Raw genomic sequence first — 18,869 nt, 5'->3', positions numbered from 1 at the left:
CGCTTCGGAATCCACGTCATCGATCGATCAAAGGACCATCATGGACTACGCAACGCTCAAGGTGATTTGGTGGGCGCTCATCGGCACGCTGCTGATCGGCTTCGCGCTGACCGACGGCTTCGACATGGGCACCGCCATCGTGCTGCCTTTCGTCGGCAAGACCGACGATGAACGCCGTATCGTCGTCAACACTGTAGGCGCCACCTGGGAAGGCAACCAAGTCTGGCTCATCACGGCCGGCGGCGCCATGTTCGCGAGCTGGCCGCTCGTGTATGCCGCTTCGTTCTCGGGCTTTTACTTCGCGATGCTGCTCGTGCTGTTCGCGCTGTTCTTCCGCCCGGTCGGCTTCGACTACCGCAGCAAACGCATCGATCCGCGCTGGCGCTCGACATGGGACTGGGCGCTGTTCGCGGGCGGCTTCGTGCCTGCGCTGGTGTTCGGCGTCGCGTTCGGCAACCTGCTCGAAGGCGCACCGTTCGCTTTCGACAACGAAATGCGCGCGACCTATCACGGTTCGTTCTTCGCGCTGCTCAATCCGTTCGCGCTGCTGACCGGGTTGGTGAGCCTATCGATGCTGATCGCGCACGGCGCCGCCTTCGTGAAAATGAAGACGGAAGGCGCAATCGCGGCGCGCGCCGCGATTGCGCTGCGCGCGTCGACTTGCGTCGCGTTACTGACGTTCGCGCTGGCCGGCGCATTGATCGCCACCTCGATCGCGGGCTATCGAATCGAAAGCGCACCGCCTCTCGACGCGATCGCCAATCCGCTGCTCAAGACAGTCGATCGAGGCACGGGTCTATGGCTCGCCAACTACGGCCGCTATCCGTGGATGACGATCGCACCGGCGCTCGCGTTCGCCGGCGGTCTCGCCGCCTTCGCGCTCGCGCGTTCGCGTTTCGAAAAATCCGCGTTCGTCGCAACGGGCCTCATGATCACCGGCGTCATTCTCACGGCAGGCTTTTCGATGTTCCCGTTCATCATGCCCTCGTCGTTCGACCCGAAGAGCAGCCTAACGCTATGGGATTCGACCTCGAGCCGGCTGACGCTGCAAATCATGCTGGTGGCCGTGATCGTCTTTTTGCCGATCGTGCTGGCTTACACGTCTTGGGTCTATCGCGTCATGCGCGGCAAGGTTACGCAAGCGGCGCTCGAACAGAATCGGCATTCGATGTACTGATCCGTGGCCGTCGCGGCCGGAACGTCTTTGAACGTTGCTTCGTTACTTGGGAGATCGAATCATGTGGTACTTCAGTTGGATACTCGGCATCGGCGTCGCGCTCGGCTTCGGCATCATCAACGCGATGTGGCTCGAATCGAGGATGGAAAAGGCGGCCGTGAAAGTGGAGCGGCGCTAGGCAGCCTGGGCCTCGAAACGACAAAAGCGGCGCGCAGGCGCCGCTTTTGTGAATCCCGCGATTATGCCGGCGCCTCTGGAACGAGGCGCCGGCCCGCATTCAAACCGGTTGCGGCGAGGGGCCGCCCGACGCCGGCAAACGCGTCGCGAGTTGCTGCGCGTAACGTTGCGCGGCCGGTCCGCAGACGATGTGGAACGTATCGGCCGAGACCCATGCGACATCGAGCGCGGCCAGGCGCTGGCGATCGACGGCGGACGGATCGCGCACGACCACGCGCAAGCGAGTGGCGGCCACCGGATCGAGCGCGACCACGTTCGTCGCACCGCCGAATACGGCAAGCCAGCGCATCGGATCGGGATCGAGCGGGCCCGTTTGGCCGTCGGCCACCTTCGCGGCGGTTGCCGACGTGGCCGGCGCGGCAGCGGCGGCCGCACCACCCGCGATCACGGCGCGCATTTCGTCGGCGATCATATCGGCTTCCGGTCCGATCACGACTTGCACGTTACGCGCATCGCGCTTGAGTACGCCGCGCGCACCGGCTGCCTTCAGCGCGGGCTCCGAAATCTTTTCGGCATCGACGACCGACAAACGCAGCCGCGTCGTGCAAGCATCCACCAGCGTCAGGTTCTGCGCACCGCCGAGCGCGGCGATATAGCGATCGGCACGCGAGCCTGCCCCGCCGGCCGTCGGAGCGACGTAGCCGCCGGCGGCGAACGATTCGATTTGCGCCTCGGTGCTCGCGCTTTCGCGGCCCGGCGTCGCCATGTTGAATTTACGGATGAAGAAGCGGAACAGGCCGTAATACACCACGCCGTAGGCCAGACCGATCGGGATCGCGAACCAGCCCTTCGTCGACAGGCCGTAGTTCAGTACGTAGTCGATCGCACCGGCCGAGAACGTGAAGCCCAGATGGACGCCCAGCGCTTGGCAAATCGCCAGCGACAGCCCCGTCAACACCGCATGAATCACGTAGAGCACGGGCGCGAGGAACATGAACGTGTACTCCACCGGCTCCGTCACGCCCGTCAGAAACGAGGTGAGCGCCATGGAGAGCAACAGGCCGCCGACGAGCGCGCGGCGTTCCTTCGGCGCTTCATGGAACATGGCCAAGCACGCGGCAGGCAGGCCGAACATCATGATTGGGAAGAAGCCCGTCATGAAGCCTCCCGCCGTCGGGTCGCCGGCGAAGAACCGGTGCAGATCGCCCGTCACCGGCGCACCGCCGCCCGGGGGCGTAAACGTGCCGAACACGAACCAAGCGAGCGAATTGATGATGTGGTGCAGGCCCGTGACGAGCAGCAGCCGATTGAGCGTGCCGTAGACGAACACGCCGATCGCACCGGCCGTCGTGAGCCAGTGGCCCGTCGCATCGATCGCCAATTGCACGGGCTGCCAGACGTAGCCGAACACGATGCCGAGCACGACGCACGCGAGCCCCGTGACGATCGGCACGAAGCGCTTGCCGCCGAAGAAGGCCAAATAGTCGGGCAGCTTGATGTCCTTGTACCGGTTGTACAGCAGCCCCGCCACGACACCGGCGATGATGCCCGAGAGCACCCCCATGTTCAGCTTGTCGTTGATGTCCTTCATCACGGCGATTTCGACGAGATAGCCGATCGCCCCGGCGAGCGCCGCCACGCCGTTGTTTTCTTTTGCGAACCCCACCGCGACGCCGATCGCAAAGAGCAGCGGCAAGTTGTCGAAGATCGTGCCGCCCGCGTCGGCGATCAACTTGATGTTCAGGACATCGGCCTGCCCAAGCCGCAGCAAGATGCCCGCAACGGGCAATACCGCGATCGGCAGCATCAGCGCTCGTCCTAAGCGCTGCACCTTTAGGAATGGGTTCGCATCCATTAAATCCTCCGGTTGGTCTGGCTCGTCGTTGCTACTTTTAGTCTATCGTCTAAGTGCGATTTCGACCGCTAATTAGTTAGGTATCCTAATAGTTAGGATTTCCCGCCTATTCGAGCGGCCAAATCTCGCGGCTTGCTGCTCTTACCGCCTGCGCCGAGTCGAGCGCGAGCAAATCGCTCGCGCGTTGACGGCATAGCTGATAATCGAGGGTCCGCACGCGCGCCTTGATGCCCGGCACCGCGACCGGGTCTACCGAAAGCTCGGTGACGCCAAGGCCCACGAGCAGCGGCACGGCAAGCGGATCGCCCGCGAGCGCACCGCATACGCCCACCCACTTGCCGTGCTTGGCGGCGCCTTGCGTGGTTTGGTCGATTAGGCGCAGCACGGCCGGATGCAGGCCGTCCGCTTGCGCCGCGAGATCGGCCTGACAGCGGTCCATCGCCAGCGTGTATTGCGTGAGATCGTTCGTGCCGATCGACAAAAAATCGGCGTGGCGCGCGAGTTGATCGGCGAGCAGCGCGGCCGACGGCACCTCGATCATCACGCCCACCTCGACGGGATCCGTGCGCCCGAGTGCGCGCGCGAGATCGTCGATGCGCTTGCGCACGCGCTGAAGTTCGCCCGCGTCCGTCACCATCGGCAGCAAAATCCGCACGCTGCCGTGCGGTTGCACGGCGATGAGCCCGCGCAACTGATCGTCCAGCAAATCGGGCCGCACCTGCGCGAGCCGGATGCCGCGCAAGCCGAGCGCGGGGTTCGTCTCGGGCGGCAGCGTCAGATACGGAACCTCTTTGTCCGCCCCGACGTCGAGCGTGCGGATGATGGCCGTGCGCCCGCCCAGCGCGTCGACGATCGCTTGGTAGCTTTGCCGGTGCTCCTCGACGTTCGGCGCCGATTCGCGATGGATGAACAGCAACTCCGTGCGCAGCAAGCCCACGCAATCGGCACCGTTTTCGACGGCCGTGCGCGCATCGTCGATCGTCGCGATATTCGCGGCAACCTCGATCGCGCGGCCGTCGCGCGTGGCCGCCGCTTGACTGGACGTGCGACGGTTCGCCTCGCGCACGCCGGCCAAGCGTTGGCGCTCCAAGCGCGCGCGCTCGACGTCGAGTTCGGTCGGCGCGTATTCGAGCCGGCCCGCGCTCGCATCGACGACGACTTGCGTGCCGTCGGGAATCGCATGCAACGCATCGCCGACCGCGACGAGCGCGGGAATGCCGAGTTGGCGCGCGATGATCGCGGCGTGCGACGTCGCGCCGCCGGCCGCCATCACGAGGGCCATCACGCGCCCGCGGTCGAGCGAGGACAAATCGGAGGGCGTGAATTCGGTTGCGGCCAGCACGGCCTCGTCGGGTAACGCACGCGCGGCGGGGTTCGTATGGCCGAGCGCGCGCAGGACGCGCTTCTCGATATCGCGCAAATCGGCCGCCCGTTCGGCGAGCAACATGTCCTCGACTTGCGCGAGCACGGCGATCTGCGCGCGAATCGCCTCGCGCCAAGCGAAGCCCGCGCTTTTGCCGAGGCTGATCAGATCGCGCGCGGCGTCGATGAGCGTCGGGTCCTCGAGCAGCACGCGATGCACCGCGAAGATGCCCGCTTCGCCGACGGCGCCGCGCTGCGACGCATCGCGCACCGTCGCATTCAACTCCGTGTCCACCGTCGCGAGCGCGCGGTCGAGCAAACGGCTTTCGGCCGCGGGCGTGCCCGTCGCGAGTTCGGGCGGGGTAAATTCCGCGTCGTCCCAGCGTACGAGCTTGCCCACCGCGATACCCGGCGCGGCGCATACGCCCGCCAGCGTATTGGGGTCGAGCGGCGCGCCCACGGGCCGTACCACCGCCACGGGTGCCGGCGATTTGATGCGCGCGGGCGTCTCCTCGAACTCGCCGTGCACTTCGCGCAGCAGTTCGCGCGCCACCGCATCGACGGCTTGCGCGGCATCGCGTCCGGTACCGACCAACTCGACGCTCGCGCCCTCGCCCGCACCGAGCCCGAGCAAGCCCACCACGCTTTCGACGTTCGCTTGGCGGCCGTCATGGCGCACTTCCACGCGGGCCTGCAATCCGCGCACGGCCTCGCGCGCACGCGCCGCGGGCCGGGCATGAAGCCCGCCGGCCTGTACGAGTTTGATCGTGCGGCTCGCTTGCACCTTCACGTCGCTCGGCTGCGCGTTGGGCGCGGCGCTCGCGCCGCCTTTCGCGCGCAGCGCCAGCAGCGGCGTCACGCCGGCCGTCACGCGCCCCGATCCGCGCTCGACGACGTCGAACGCATCGGAATTCGCGATGGCGACGACCGAGACCAGGCTGGGCGCCTTCATCCCCACCGTGTCCTGATCGAATTCGATGAGCAAGTCGCCGGCTTGCACGTGATCGCCTTGGGCCACGTGCGCGGCGAACCCTTGTCCGCCCAATTCGACGGTATCGATGCCGATATGCAGCAACACCTCCGCGCCCTCGGGCGTTTGCAGCGTCACCGCGTGACCGGTGCGGGCCAGGTGCGTGATCACGCCCGCGCAGGGCGCGAGCAGACGCCCCTCGAGCGGATCGATCGCGATGCCCTCGCCGAACATCCCACCGGCGAAGACCGGATCGGGCACGTCGGCGAGCGCGACCACCGGTCCCGTCAGCGGCGCGAGCAGGACTACGTTGTCCGGGGATTGATTCATTAATCGGGACTCCTCAGCACGTTCCATCCGCATCTCTCGCTCAGTGGGTTTCGGTGATCTTGTTCAAATGGCGCGGTGCATCGGGGTCGCGTCCGCGCGCGGCCGCGAGTTCCGCAGCCATGACGTAGAAGGTTTGGATCGCCGCGATCGGGTCCAGCGACACGTGCCGGCTCGTCGCGAGCGGCAATTGCGCATCGGCGATATCGCTCGGCGCGGCCAGCAATACGCGCGCGCCGCGCGCACGCATGTCGGCCGCGAGACGAATCAAACCGGCTTGCTCGGGGCCGCGCGGCGCGAACACGAGCAGCGGGTAGTCGCGATCGATCAACTCCATCGGGCCGTGGCGCACCTCGGCGCTCGAGAATGCTTCGGCCTGAATGCCCGAGGTTTCCTTGAACTTGAGCGCCGCTTCCTGGGCGATCGCGAGCCCCAGTCCGCGGCCGATCACGATCATGCGTTCGACGTCGCGCAGCGCATCGACGGCCGGCGACCAATCGAGCGCCGCGGCGTCGCGCAGCGTATCGGGCAACGCTTGCAGCGCATCGAGCAGCATCGGATCGCGCTGCCAGTACGCCACGAGCTGCGCCGAAATCGACAACATCGCGATATAGCTCTTGGTCGCGGCTACCGAGCGCTCGGGTCCGGCCAAGAGCGGCAGTTGCCATTCGCAGGTGTCGGCGAGCGGCGATCCGGGCGCGTTCACTGCACTGATGGTCAACGCGCCCGCCTCGCGCAGCACCTTCATGGTGCCGACGAGATCGGGACTGCGGCCCGACTGGGAAAAAGCGATCGCCGGTTCGCCGGCAACGCGCAGCGGCGCCGCTTGCAGCGTCGCGATCGACATCGGCAAGGAGGCCACCGGCAAGCCGATCCGGCTCATCACGAGGCTCGCGAAGTAACTCGCGGCGTGGTCGGAGCTGCCGCGCGCGATCGTCAGCGCGACGTGACGCGGCGCGTCGGCGAGCCGCTCGGCCAGTTGCTCGACGCGCGCGCTGTCGGCGCATTGCGCCGCCACGACGTTGCTCGCGGCGAGCGCCTCTTTAAGCATATTCGACAATCTGTTCCCCTTCGACGTAGGTGGCGGCGAGCGTCAGGTCGCGTTCGAAGACGACGGCGTCGGCCCATGCGCCGCGCGCAAGACGGCCGCGATCCTCGATGCCCAGGTAGTCGGCGGCATAACGCGACATCCGGTTGGACACATCGGCGAGCGGCAAGCCCAGCGACACGAGATTGCGCAGTGCGTCGTCCATCGTCAGCGTGCTGCCGGCGAGCGTGCCGTCGGCCAAGCGGACGCCGCCCATGCATTTCGTCACGTGCTGACTGCCAAGGTGGTATTCGCCGTCGGGCATCCCCGTTGCCGAGGTGCTGTCGGTGACGACATAGAGGCGCGGAATCGCGCGCATCGCAGCCCGAATCGCACCCGGATGGACATGCAGCAGATCGGGGATGATCTCGGCGAACTCGGCGTGCGCGAGCGCGGCGCCGACGAGCCCAGGATTGCGGTGATGCATCGGCGACATCGCATTGAACAAATGGGTGAAGCCGCAAGCGCCGTGCTTCAGCGCGGCGACGGCGTCGTCGTAGGTGGCGAGCGAATGGCCGAGCTGAACGCGCACGCCGCGCGCGACCATCTCCGAGATGATTTCCATGTGCCCCGAGATTTCAGGAGCGAGCGTCACCACGCGGATCGGTGCGACGGCCAGATACTTCAACACTTCATCGAGGACGGCCGAGACCGCCGCGTCTGGCTGCGCACCGAGCTTGCCCGGATTGATGTAAGGGCCCTCGAGGTGCACCCCGAGTACGCGCGCGCCGCCCGGCGTGCGATTGCGCGTCACTTCGCCGAGGCTCGAGACGACGGCCAGCAATTCGTCGCGCGGCGCCGTCATGGTCGTCGCGAGCAAGCTCGTCGTGCCGTGACGCGCGTGCGTTCGTGCGATCGTTTCGATGGCGTTGCCCGCTTCCATCACGTCGGCTCCGCCACCGCCATGGACGTGCAAATCGATAAAGCCGGGCAGGACGTACGGGTCGCCGTTCGTCGCAGGATCGACAGGCGTGCCTTCGAGGGCCATGATCCGCCCGTTTTCGACATGCAGCGCGCCGCGAATCCAACCGTCCGGCGTAAGGATGTTTCCGTTCAGCATGAAGTTGCTATCTCAAATAAAGCTTGAGTGCGCGAGCAAGGCGCACCGTCGTTGCGGGCTCACGCGCCCGCAGCGGTCTTGCTGGTGGGGGGCGATGAAATTGGAGCCCATTATATAACCAGAATAGGACCAGTCAATTTACCGCGCGGTCGTCGTCGATCAAGCTGGGATCCCTTTAGTAACAAAGGTTTGCGCATTAATCGAGCCTCCCTTCGGGCGGTTCTTCCGCATCGGGATTTACCCGCACTGCATACCAATTTCGTCCAAACGAACGGCGGCGCGGCGAAACGCCCGTGCGCCCGAGGCGCGGTTGGACCGGTTCGTCACCCACCAGTTTGGGGAGCAGAACTTGTTTGTTGACGACGATCCCATATAGTTCTGACTAATCTAGACGATACGGTGACACCCGCATTGATCGAAACTTCCTTGCAGCGCCGCGCGGAAGCGGTGCGCCATTTCAATCGTTTCTACACGCAGCACATCGGCGTATTGCATGAATTCCTGCAAAAGAGCCCGTTTTCGTTGACGGAGGTCCGTGTCCTGCGCGAGTTGACGATCGGCACCGTTTCCACGGCGACGGAGCTCGCGCGCGTGCTCGGGCTCGACAGCGGCTATCTGAGCCGTTTGCTGACGAGCTTCGAGCGCAGGCAACTGATCACGCGGCGCCAATCGGAGGCCGACGCTCGCCAGTCGTTGCTCGAATTGACCCCGGAAGGGCGCGCCGCATACGCGCCGCTCGAAGTCGCGGCCATCGAGGAAGTGTGCGGCGTATTGGAGGGACTGTCCGCGGCGGGGCAAGAACAACTGATCTCCGCCATGCGCATCATCGAGCGGCTTCTCGACCGCACGCCGCCGCGCGCGGCCGTCTCGCTGCGTGCCCCGAGGCTGGGCGATTACGGATGGCTCGTGCACCGCCAAGCGCTGTTGTTCGGGGCCGAGTATGGCGCCGACATGGGCTTCGAGGCATTCGCGGCGCAGGAAATGGCGGAATTGTCGCGGCTGCGAGATCGCGAGCGGGCGATGTGCTGGATTGCCGAGCAGCAGGAAACGGTCGTCGGCGCGGCATTCGTGACGGCCTTATCCGACCATGCCGCGCGGATGAGGCTGCTGTATGTGGAACCGGAGTCGCGCGGCTTGGGCATCGGTACTCTGCTCGTTGGGCAAAGCATCGGGTTCGCGCGGCGTGCAGGCTACGACACGCTGACGCTGACCACATGCGGCGTGCTCAACGACGGCCGCCGCGTATTCGAGCGCGCGGGATTCAAATGCATCTCGACCGAGCCGGAGCGCCGGTTCGGGCGCAATTTGATCGCCCAGACTTGGGAGCGGAAGTTATGAACGGCGTGTCGTCGTCCGCATAAAAAAACGCCGCGTGCGGTGCAGGCACGCGGCGTTTTTATCGGGGCCGATTCGCTTAGAACGAAGGCACCATCGCGCCCTTGAATTGCGTCTCGATGAACGCGCGCACTTCAGGCGATTGATACGCGGCCACGAGCTTTTTCACCCACTGCTTGTCTTTATCCTGTGTCCGAACGGCGATCAGGTTCGCGTAGGGGCTATGGACGTCCTCGCGCGCAATCGCGTCTTTCGTCGGCGAGAGTCCGGCGGCCAGCGCGTAGTTCGTATTGATGACGGCCGCATCGACATCGCCGAGCGAGCGCGGCAGTTGCGCCGCATCCAATTCGACCAGCTTGAGCTTCTTCGGATTGTCGGCCACGTCGAGCGTCGTCGCGTTATTGCCGTTCGTGCCCGCGCCCGCCTTCAGCTTCACCAAGCCTTGCGCTTGCAACAGCAACAGCGCGCGGTTCTCGTTGGACGGGTCGTTCGGGATCGCGACCTTTGCTCCTTGCGTGAGGTCCTTCGCCGATTTGAGCTTCTTCGAATAGATGCCGATCGGCGAAATGTAGGTCAATCCCGCGGTCACGATCTTGTAGCCGCGCTGCTTCACCTGGCTGTCGAGGTAGGGCTGATGCTGAAAGCTGTTCGCGTCGAGATCACCCGCGTCGAGCGCCGCGTTCGGCTGCACGTAATCGTTGAAAGTCACGATCTTGACGTCGAGCCCCTCTCGCTTCGCCACCTTTTGCACGACTGCCCACGTTTGCTCGTCTGGACCCGCGATCGTACCCACTTTGACGACCTGATCGGCATGGGCGACCGAACCGATAACGAATGCCGCGCTGGCTGCGGCGGACGAGAGGAGCTTGAGAAGCGTTCCGCGTTGCATAAAAACTCGCTTTCTTTATAGGAAAAATAAAAAGACACGGCATGGTGTCATAGCCGCCTTTGGAAGGGAAATACGTTGATCGCATATGGATATGCGAATCGAACGACGCGGCGCTATCGATTAGGAGAACGAACTGATCGAGCTCGACGACGAAGCGGCCGTTACGGCCGCTGTCATCGTCATTGGAATTCGGCCCGATCAGTCGAGCAAGAGCTTCAGATCGTGAACCCAGGGCTGGACGCCCTGTCCGTCGCGGGCGAACAGACGCAACTGGCCCGAAGGATCGAACACGTAACTCGCCGCCGTGTGATTCATCGTGTAGCTCTCGGGCGTCTTGCCCGGCACCTTCGCGTAATAGACGCGAAAGTCCTTGGCGACCTTTCCAAGCTGAGCGTTGTCGGGCCTGAGACCGACAAACGAAGGATCGAAGGCGTGCACGTACTGCGAGAGCACTTGCGGCGTGTCGCGCTCGGGATCGACGGTGACGAACAGGACCTGCACGCGCTTGGCGTCGGGCCCGAGCTGCTGCATGGCCTGGGTAAGTTCGGCCATCGTCGTCGGGCAAACGTCGGGGCAATGCGTGTAGCCGAAGAACAGCACGACGGCCTTGCCCTTGTAGTCCGCCATCGTGCGCAACTTGCCGTCCGTATCGGGCATCGAGAAATCGGTGCCGAACTGCTTGTTGCCCGTCAGATCGAGATTTTGGAACGCCGGCTCGCTCTTGCCGCAGCCGGCAACGAACAGTGCGCCGCCCACGAGGCATGCCGCGAGAATAGCGCGCGAGGCGCGCATCAGCGAAAGCTTGGACATAAACGGGTCAAAGACCGATCAGGCCGCGCGCATAGTGATCGACGAGCAGCGCGGCGAACAGGAGCGACAAGTAGACGATCGAGTAACGGAAGGTCTTGCGCGCGAGCGCATCCGAGTACTCGCGATAGATCTTCCACGCGTAGGCCAGGAAGACGGCGCCCAGCAAAACCGCCGAGACGAGGTAGACGATGCCGCTCATGCCGGAGACGAACGGCATCAGCGTCACGGCGAACAAGATGACCGTGTAGAGCAGGATGTGCAGCCGCGTGTATTGCTCGCCGTGCGTGTTGGGCAGCATCGGCAATCCCGCGTTTTCGTAATCCTTGCGGCGATACAGCGCGAGCGCCCAGAAATGCGGCGGGGTCCAAACGAAGATGATCAGCACGAGGATCCAGGCGTCGCCCGGAACGTGCCCCGTCACGGCGGCCCAGCCCAGCGCCGGAGGCATCGCGCCCGACGCCCCGCCGATCACGATGTTTTGCGGCGTGGCCGGTTTGAGCAGCAACGTATAAACGACGGCGTAACCGATGAACGTGGCCACGGTCAGCCACATCGTCAACGCGTTGGTCAGCGCGTAGAGCGTCCACATGCCGGCGCCGCCCAGCAGGGCGGAGAACAGCAGAATCTGCAACGTGGAGATCTCGCCACGTGCGGACGGGCGCCAAGCGGTTCGACGCATCATCGCGTCGATCTTTTGCTCCACCAAGCAGTTGATCGCGAACGCGGCGCCCGCCGTCAGCGCGATGCCGACGGTTCCGCCGACGAGCACGGTCCAGGGCACCATGCCCGGTGTCGACAAGAACATGCCGATAACCGCGCAAAACACCGCGAGTTGCGTCACACGAGGCTTCGTGAGCGCGAGATATTGGGAGATTCGGGAGCCCGGATGACGGGCGAATGTCGTGCTTTCCATGGGATCACGCAGGTGCGGCCTCGCGCGGCGAAACGGCGGCGCGGCCAAGTCGGCTGGAAGCGGTTCGAAAGTTTAGCACAACGACCAGCAACAGCAGGACGGCCGCCCCGCCGTTGTGCGCAACGGCAATCGGCAGCGGCCACTGCAAAACGATGTTCGACAACCCCGTCGCGAACTGCAGCGCGAGCACGATCAAGACGCCCGTCGCCGGGCTGCGCAGCGACGCGTAACGGCGCAGCTTCAATGCGAGCACCGCGAGGTAGACGATGACGACCGCGGCAAACGTGCGGTGGGTCCAATGAATCGCCACGAGCGCGTCTTGCGTGATCGCCTCGCCGTCGCCGGTCATACCGAGCGCCCGCCAGAGGTGAAATCCTTGCGCGAAATTCATCGGGGGCACCCATTGACCGTTGCAGGTGGGGAAATCGGTGCAGGCGAGCACCGCATAATTCGTGCTCACCCATCCGCCCAATGCGATCTGCGCGACGAGCAGCGCGAGCCCGGCAAGCGCCCACGCGCGATAGCGTGCGATCTCGGGCTCGAATGCCGGCATGGGCGTGAGCCGGGCGGCGAACCAAGCGAGCAAGCCGAGCAGGGTCAGGCCGAGTAACAAATGCGTCGTCACGATCACCGGCTGCAGCTTCATCGTGACCGTCCATGCGCCAAAGACGCCTTGCACGACGATCAGCAGCAGCAGCGAGGTGGGCCACCACGGCGAGACGTGCGGCGTCCGGCGCTTGACGCGCGCGAGCCACGCGCTGGCCGTCTGGGCGACGATCAGCACGCCGATCGCCATGGCGAAGTAGCGATGGATCATCTCGATCCAGGCCTTGACCATGCTCACGGGCCCTGTCGGCATCGCGGCGTTGGCGGCGCTGATCTGAGCGTGCGCGAGGAACGGCGAAGCGGTGCCGTAGCAGCCGGGCCAGTCCGGACAACCGAGCCCGGAATCGGTCAGGCGCGTGAAGCCGCCGAACATGATCAGATCGAGCGTCAGAAACGTCGTGACCCAGACGAGCTTGCGGAACTTGTCGTCGCTGCCCCTGACCCATACGTAGCTCAAGGGAAGCAGCGCGATACAAAGCCCCGTCGCGGCCAATTGCAGCAAGAACATCGATTACCCTCCAACCGATCGGCGACGCGCGTCAGCCGATACTCGACCACTTCAGCAGCCGCGTGATGTCCCCCTTGATCTTCTTCGGATCGGGGTTCTTCGGAAAGCGCATCATCAAGTTGCCGTTCGGATCGACCAAGTAGATATGGTCCACGTCGGTCGTCCCGGGCTCGGACGGAAACCAGGCGGACAGCGCGGCCGGATCCGCAATGTATTTGCCTGTATCCGGATAAGCCTGCTCGATGACGGGGGGCACGGACCCGGCGTCGGTGCGGAGCCAGACCGTCAGCATACGCTCGCGCTCTCCGCCCTGCGTTGCGCGAATTTGCCGCATGAAATAAAGCTTCGTCGCACAGGCCTCGTCGCAAGCGCTGCGATCGACGCTGATCATGATCCAACGCCCGCGCAGCGAGGCGAGCGGCATCGTCTTGCCGGCTTCGTCCTTGACGATCAATGCCGGCGAAATGGGCCGTTGCGGCTCGATCAGCGTGCCGTAGTTCGTCGCGCCGCCCTTCGGCTTAATCACGTAATACGTCAGATACGACGCGATGACGGGCGCCGCGCATACGAGCGCGATCAGCAGCACCATCCACCGGCCGTTGGTCCAAGAACCGCGCGGCGTGCGCCCGGCCGATGCGGGCGCGCGCTGCTTTTGCTCGCGAGAATGTTCAGATGACATCGACAAGCGTAACTCCCTCTCAATTTCCCTTTTTCGCCGCGCGCCTGGCCGCGTATAAGCCGAAGCCCAGCGCCGCGGCCGCCATGCCCCACCACTGGAGCATGTAGCCGTAATTCGTTTCCACGCCCATCGCGGGCGCCGGCCAATCGCGTACGAGCTTATCGCCATCGTCGCTCGTTTGCTCGATCACGAACGGTTGCAGTTGCAAACCAGTTTCCCGAGCGAATGCGCCGATATCGAGGTTCTGGCGGATGGCTTGATGCGCGGCCGATCCACCTTCGCCGAGTTCGAACGCGCGCGATGCGTTGGCGCGCGCAATGCCCTCGATCGCGACTTCGCCGAGCGGCGTATGGTACGGCGCGATCGCCGTGCGCACGTCGGCATTGCGCGGCAGCCAGCCCCGGTTGACGAGTACGTGGCCGCCGCCGGACAACGCGAACGGCATCACGACGTAAAAACCGGGCTGATCGCGATAGGGACGATTATCGAGATACACGACATGCTCCGGCATGAAGTGTCCCACGGCCCGGACCCGGTGATACTCGATCGACGCCAGCGCGATCGGCTGGCCGCCGACCGGCTGCGCCGGCGCATGTTCGTAACGATCGATTTGCGCCTGCAACGCTTCCTTTTGATGCGCGCGGTCGCGTTGCCAAAATCCGAGGCGGATCGTGATCGCCATCACGATCAGAATCAATAGCGCGGGGACGAGACGAATCTTCATGTCAGATCAACCGCGCCTCGAACATCCCGCAGCCGGCCATCGACGATTGCCATCGGGCCCTCGTACGCCGCGTGAGCAGGCGACGTCGGTGCGATAATTGCATCAGTTGCTTTTTGTCGAATCCGAACATCGGTTGGTTCCATGCATATCTTCGTTGCCGTCGCTTTCATCCTCATCATCGCCAGTATGGTCTCGGCCCTTTATTTCATGATGCACGACAAGGGTAAGACCAAGCGGATGGTCTGGTCTCTGGCGACGCGCGTCGGCCTCTCGATCTCGCTTTTCCTCTTCCTGTGGCTCGCCCATTGGCTCGGCTGGATCGACTACAGCCACGTCCCGCTCGGCCGCTAAACGGCCTTTTATCCGCTGTTCCCCGCCGCTTCGCCGCGGCACATTGCCGCAGCACCCCACTTGAAAAGACAAACGCCGCCTCGATCGAATCGCAGGCGGCGCACGGGGATTTCATCTCGATGCATCGCGCATCGGCGCGATGCATCGAGGCCCGTCCATCCAGCCGGACGGGCCTGCTGCTGCATTACAGCCAATAGACGACGACGTACAAACCCAGCCAGACGACGTCCACGAAGTGCCAGTACCACGCAGCGCCTTCGAACGCGAAGTGATGATCGGCCGTGAAGTGTCCGCGAATCAAGCGCACGAGCACGACGGTGAGCATGGTGCCGCCGAGGAACACGTGGAAGCCGTGGAAACCGGTCAGCAAGAAGAACGTCGAGCCGTACACGCCGGACGCCAGCGTGAGGTTCAGTTCGTTGTACGCGTGAACGTACTCGAAGCCTTGCAGGAACAAGAACAGCAGACCGAGGGCGACGGTGGCGGCGAGCCACACGATCGCCTTGTTGCGATGGTTGTCGCGCAGCGCGTGGTGCGAGACGGTGAGCGTGGCGCCCGAGCTCAGCAGCAATGCCGTGTTGATCGTCGGCACGGGCCACGGCACCATCCGCTTGAAGTGGCCGGCCAGCGCGGCCGGACCTTCGTTCGGCCATACCGCCGTGAAGTCGGGCCAAATGAGCTTGTAGTCGAGGCTGCCGAGTTCATGCAACGCGATCATCCGCGCATAAAAGAGCGCACCGAAGAACGCGCCGAAGAACATCACTTCGGAAAAGATGAACCAGCTCATGCTCCAGCGGTACGAGCGGTCCACGCGCTTGCCGTACATGCCGGTCTCGGATTCGGCGATCGCATCGCCGAACCAGTGCCAGAGCACGAAGAGCAGCCATAGCAAGCCCGCGAACATCGTGTACGGCGCCCAGGGCGTATCGTTGATCCACAGCGCCAACGATCCGAGCATGACCAACACGCCGATAGACGCCGTGACTGGGTGCCGAGACGGATTCGGCACGAAGTAATACGGGCTCTCGTTTTGACCGCTCATTGTTGATTCTCCACTTCAGTCCAATTGTTTCGCACTATCGCGGCGCGTTTGACCGCGCACCGCTTCGCTTTTAAGTTGTCCGCCCGCGGCTCGCTCAGCTCGTGACCATATGCACCACGGCCACCAGCAATCCGATGAACACGGCCGCCGCGATAATGGCCGCCGCGATCAGATGCAGCGGATTGAGTTGCGTATCGGCTTCATGGTCCGCTCGCCGGCGCACGCCGAAAAACGACCAGAGCACCGCTTTCACCGTCCGAGCAAAACTGCTCTTGCCGCTAGACGCCATCGTCCTCACCCCGCTCTCGCTTCCATTCATGCGCCGGCCGGCGCCGTTGGCGTCGCCGCGGCCTTGCCGCCCTTGCCCGCATTCACCGTCTCGCCCGCCGGACCGCCCAATTCGAAAAACGTGTACGACAGCGTAATCGTCTTCACGTCGCGCGGCAGCTTCGGATCGACGAAAAACACCACCGGCATCTCGCGCGTCTCATGCGGCGCGAGCGTTTGCTGCGTGAAACAAAAACATTCGATCTTCTCGAAGTACTGCCCGGCGAGCGCCGGCGCGAAACTCGGAATCGCTTGCGCGCGAACGGTACGGTTTTGGCCGTTCGTCACGCGGTACTTCACGACCGTGACCGCGCCCGGATGCACGTCGAACGCGTTTTGCTCCGGCACGAACGCCAGCGCGCCGCGCGCATTGGCGTCGAACTCCACCGAAACCGTGCGCGTCAAATCCACTTGCGTATTTCTCGCGCCGGCTGCCGTGACGTCGCGCTTCACGAGGCTGTTCGCCCCGGTGATCGAGCAGATCGCACGGTAAAGCGGCACGAGCGCAAAGCCGAAGCCGAACATGACCGCCGCCATCACGACGAGCTTGATCAGCATAGAACGGTTCAGCGTCCGATCGCTATCGCGCGGCAAAGGCGTTGCCATCGTTTCCTCGCTTTACGGCAGGCGCCCGTCTCAGTGAGACAGCCACTGATTCAGAACGGCACTCACAAAGAAGACGGCGACAACCGCAACCAAGATCAGCGCGAGCCGCAGATTACCGGCGCGCATACGCTCCGGCGAACGTCTTTTGTGTGGGTGATTCATCGTCTATTCGTTGCGAAGGCGAGCGCGGCGTACCGCCCTCGCCTCATATCGGGGACCCGCCCGCCGGTTCGTTCATACGCATCGCATGCGCCGACCGGCGGGCATCGGCCCAATCTCGTTACTCGACCGTCGGCGGGTTTTCGAACGTATGGAACGGGGCCGGGCTCGGCACCGTCCATTCGAGGCCCGTCGCGCCGTCCCACGGCTTGTCGGCGGCCTTCTCGAGTTCGCCCGCGCCGCGATAAGCGGGCAGCACGACGGCGAACAGGAAGTAGACCTGCGCCAGACCGAAACCGAACGCGCCGATCGACACCACTTGGTTCCAATCCGTGAACTGCGCCGGGTAATCGGCATAGCGACGCGGCATGCCGGCCAGACCGACGAAGTGCATCGGGAAGAACGTCAAGTTGAAGAAGATCATCGACGCCCAGAAGTGAATCTTGCCGCGCGTCTCGTTGTACATCCAGCCCGTCCATTTCGGCGACCAGTAGTACCAGCCCGCGAACAACGCGAAGAGCGACCCGGCCACCAGCACGTAATGGAAGTGCGCGACGACGAAGTAAGTGCCGTGGTACTGGATGTCGAGCGGCGCCATCGCCAGCATCAGCCCCGTGAAGCCACCCATCGTGAACACGAACAGGAAGCCGATCGCGAACAGCATCGGCGACTCGAACGTCAGCGAGCCGCGCCACATCGTCGCGAGCCAGTTGAACACCTTCACGCCCGTCGGCACCGCGATCAGCATCGTCGCGTACATGAAGAAGAGCTGACCCGTCACCGGCATGCCCGTCACGAACATGTGGTGGGCCCAGACCATGAACGAGAGAATCGCGATCGAGGCCGTTGCGTACACCATCGAGCTATAGCCGAACAGCGGCTTGCGCGCGAAGGCCGGAATGACCTGCGACACGATGCCGAACGCCGGCAAGATCATGATGTAGACCTCGGGGTGCCCGAAGAACCAGAAGATGTGCTGATACATCACCGGGTCGCCGCCGCCGGCCGCGTTGAAGAACGACGTGCCGAAGTGGCGATCGAACAGCACCATCGTGATCGCGCCCGCGAGCACCGGCATCACCGCGATCAGCAGGTACGCCGTGATGAGCCAAGTCCACACGAACATCGGCATCTTCATGAGCGTCATGCCCGGGGCGCGCATGTTCAGGATCGTCACGATGATGTTGATCGAGCCCATGATCGACGACGCGCCCATGATGTGGACCGCGAAAATCGCGAAGTCCATGCCCGGGCCCATCTGCGTCGACAGCGGCGCATACAGCGTCCAGCCCGCGGCCGTCGCGCCGCCCGGCGCGAAGAACGAGCCGACGAGCAGCGCGGCGGCGACCGGCAGCAGCCAGAAGCTGAAGTTGTTCATCCGCGCGAATGCCATATCGGCCGCGCCGATCTGCAGCGGAATCATCCAGTTCGCGAAGCCGACGAAGGCCGGCATGATCGCGCCGAACACCATGATGAGACCGTGCATCGTGGTGAGCTGGTTGAAGAACTCGGGCCGCATGATCTGCAAGCCCGGCTCGAACAACTCGGCCCGAATCATCAACGCCGCGACGCCGCCCACGAGGAACATCGTGAACGAAAACAACAAGTACATCGTCCCGATGTCCTTGTGATTGGTGGCGAACAGCCACCGCTGCCATCCATGCGGCGTGGCGTGCGCATGGTCGTCGTGACCATGGCCCGCGGCTACATCGTGTCCGATGCTAGACATGAGAATCTCCTAGAGCAAATAGTGCGGCGACACGTTAAGCCGCAGGCTGGGAGCGGCCAGCGACCGCTTCCGGCTGTTCCTTGACCATCCGGCTGGCCGTCACGGCGCCGCTCGGGCCGATCGCGGCCGTCGGCCCGCTCGCCGCCTGCGCGCCGCTCGCGGCGGGCGCCTCGCTT

The 18,869-nt window shown here is 64.2% G+C and carries 19 protein-coding genes; 4 read left to right on the top strand and 15 right to left on the bottom strand.

The annotated features are described in order from the left end of the window. The first annotated feature begins 40 nt into the window (after positions 1-40). On the top strand, positions 41-1,177 hold the full coding sequence (gene cydB, locus DXT59_RS22080) for a cytochrome d ubiquinol oxidase subunit II (RefSeq protein ID WP_116139137.1): 1,137 nt from the start codon (positions 41-43) through the stop codon (positions 1,175-1,177). A gap of 61 nt (positions 1,178-1,238) precedes the next feature. Beyond that, positions 1,239-1,355: a cytochrome bd-I oxidase subunit CydX gene (cydX, locus tag DXT59_RS22075; protein ID WP_116139135.1), complete on the top strand. Its 117-nt coding sequence runs from the start codon at positions 1,239-1,241 to the stop codon at positions 1,353-1,355. Positions 1,356-1,454: 99 nt separating this feature from the next. Here the strand turns inward: cydX and nagE are convergent, their stop codons facing one another. The 4 genes from nagE to nagA form a co-directional block, all read right to left on the bottom strand. Then, positions 1,455-3,209, bottom strand: a complete 1,755-nt coding sequence (nagE, locus tag DXT59_RS22070; RefSeq protein WP_116139133.1) for an N-acetylglucosamine-specific PTS transporter subunit IIBC — start codon at positions 3,207-3,209, stop codon at positions 1,455-1,457. A 106-nt stretch (positions 3,210-3,315) separates the two neighbouring features. Next, positions 3,316-5,898 carry a phosphoenolpyruvate--protein phosphotransferase gene (ptsP, locus tag DXT59_RS22065; protein ID WP_116139554.1) on the bottom strand — a complete coding sequence of 861 codons (2,583 nt, stop codon included), beginning with the start codon at positions 5,896-5,898 and terminating at the stop codon, positions 3,316-3,318. A gap of 13 nt (positions 5,899-5,911) precedes the next feature. Further along, entirely contained in the window at positions 5,912-6,928 is a 1,017-nt protein-coding gene (locus tag DXT59_RS22060) for an SIS domain-containing protein (protein WP_116139131.1), read from the bottom strand. Further along, complete coding sequence (nagA, locus tag DXT59_RS22055; RefSeq protein WP_116139129.1) at positions 6,912-8,015, bottom strand: N-acetylglucosamine-6-phosphate deacetylase; 1,104 nt, start codon at positions 8,013-8,015, stop codon at positions 6,912-6,914. Before nagA ends, DXT59_RS22060 begins: the two co-directional genes overlap by 17 nt. A 411-nt stretch (positions 8,016-8,426) precedes the next feature. Between nagA and DXT59_RS22050 the strand changes: the two genes are divergently transcribed. Next, a complete protein-coding gene (locus DXT59_RS22050) occupies positions 8,427-9,353 on the top strand; it encodes a bifunctional helix-turn-helix transcriptional regulator/GNAT family N-acetyltransferase (protein WP_116139127.1) in 927 nt (308 codons plus the stop codon). Positions 9,354-9,429: 76 nt separating this feature from the next. Here the strand turns inward: DXT59_RS22050 and DXT59_RS22045 are convergent, their stop codons facing one another. The 6 genes from DXT59_RS22045 to DXT59_RS22020 all read right to left on the bottom strand — a co-directional run bounded on the left by DXT59_RS22045 (position 9,430) and on the right by DXT59_RS22020 (position 14,479). Beyond that, entirely contained in the window at positions 9,430-10,239 is an 810-nt protein-coding gene (locus DXT59_RS22045) for a MetQ/NlpA family ABC transporter substrate-binding protein (RefSeq protein ID WP_116139125.1), read from the bottom strand. 198 nt (positions 10,240-10,437) lie between these two features. Then, positions 10,438-11,049, bottom strand: coding sequence for an SCO family protein (locus DXT59_RS22040; RefSeq protein WP_116139123.1), 612 nt, complete (start codon positions 11,047-11,049; stop codon positions 10,438-10,440). 7 nt (positions 11,050-11,056) lie between these two features. After that, positions 11,057-11,962: a heme o synthase gene (cyoE, locus tag DXT59_RS22035; RefSeq protein ID WP_116139552.1), complete on the bottom strand. Its 906-nt coding sequence runs from the start codon at positions 11,960-11,962 to the stop codon at positions 11,057-11,059. Positions 11,963-11,966: 4 nt separating this feature from the next. Next, a complete protein-coding gene (locus tag DXT59_RS22030) occupies positions 11,967-13,076 on the bottom strand; it encodes a COX15/CtaA family protein (RefSeq protein ID WP_116139121.1) in 1,110 nt (369 codons plus the stop codon). Positions 13,077-13,107: 31 nt separating this feature from the next. Next, positions 13,108-13,755 carry an SCO family protein gene (locus DXT59_RS22025; protein WP_420823416.1) on the bottom strand — a complete coding sequence of 216 codons (648 nt, stop codon included), beginning with the start codon at positions 13,753-13,755 and terminating at the stop codon, positions 13,108-13,110. Positions 13,756-13,774: 19 nt separating this feature from the next. Then, a complete protein-coding gene (locus DXT59_RS22020; RefSeq protein WP_116139117.1) occupies positions 13,775-14,479 on the bottom strand; it encodes an SURF1 family protein in 705 nt (234 codons plus the stop codon). A gap of 141 nt (positions 14,480-14,620) precedes the next feature. Here DXT59_RS22020 and DXT59_RS22015 point away from each other — a divergent pair, with 141 nt between their 5' ends. Then, positions 14,621-14,830, top strand: a complete 210-nt coding sequence (locus tag DXT59_RS22015) for a twin transmembrane helix small protein (protein WP_116139115.1) — start codon at positions 14,621-14,623, stop codon at positions 14,828-14,830. A gap of 184 nt (positions 14,831-15,014) precedes the next feature. Here DXT59_RS22015 and DXT59_RS22010 read toward each other — a convergent pair whose 3' ends face one another. The 5 genes from DXT59_RS22010 to ctaD form a co-directional block, all read right to left on the bottom strand. After that, a complete protein-coding gene (locus DXT59_RS22010) occupies positions 15,015-15,872 on the bottom strand; it encodes a cytochrome c oxidase subunit 3 (RefSeq protein WP_116139113.1) in 858 nt (285 codons plus the stop codon). Positions 15,873-15,966: 94 nt separating this feature from the next. Further along, positions 15,967-16,161, bottom strand: coding sequence for a DUF2970 domain-containing protein (locus tag DXT59_RS22005; RefSeq protein WP_116139111.1), 195 nt, complete (start codon positions 16,159-16,161; stop codon positions 15,967-15,969). Positions 16,162-16,187: 26 nt separating this feature from the next. Beyond that, positions 16,188-16,805, bottom strand: coding sequence for a cytochrome c oxidase assembly protein (locus tag DXT59_RS22000; RefSeq protein ID WP_116139109.1), 618 nt, complete (start codon positions 16,803-16,805; stop codon positions 16,188-16,190). A 30-nt stretch (positions 16,806-16,835) separates the two neighbouring features. Further along, positions 16,836-16,931, bottom strand: coding sequence for a cytochrome oxidase small assembly protein (locus DXT59_RS31260; protein ID WP_420823420.1), 96 nt, complete (start codon positions 16,929-16,931; stop codon positions 16,836-16,838). Between the two features lie 154 nt (positions 16,932-17,085). Beyond that, positions 17,086-18,693, bottom strand: coding sequence for a cytochrome c oxidase subunit I (ctaD, locus tag DXT59_RS21995; RefSeq protein ID WP_116139107.1), 1,608 nt, complete (start codon positions 18,691-18,693; stop codon positions 17,086-17,088). Positions 18,694-18,869: the final 176 nt, after the last annotated feature.

This window comes from Trinickia diaoshuihuensis (genome assembly GCF_003390925.1).
Classification (GTDB): Bacteria; Pseudomonadota; Gammaproteobacteria; order Burkholderiales; family Burkholderiaceae; genus Trinickia; species Trinickia diaoshuihuensis.
This window is presented reverse-complemented; position numbering and strand designations above follow the sequence as displayed.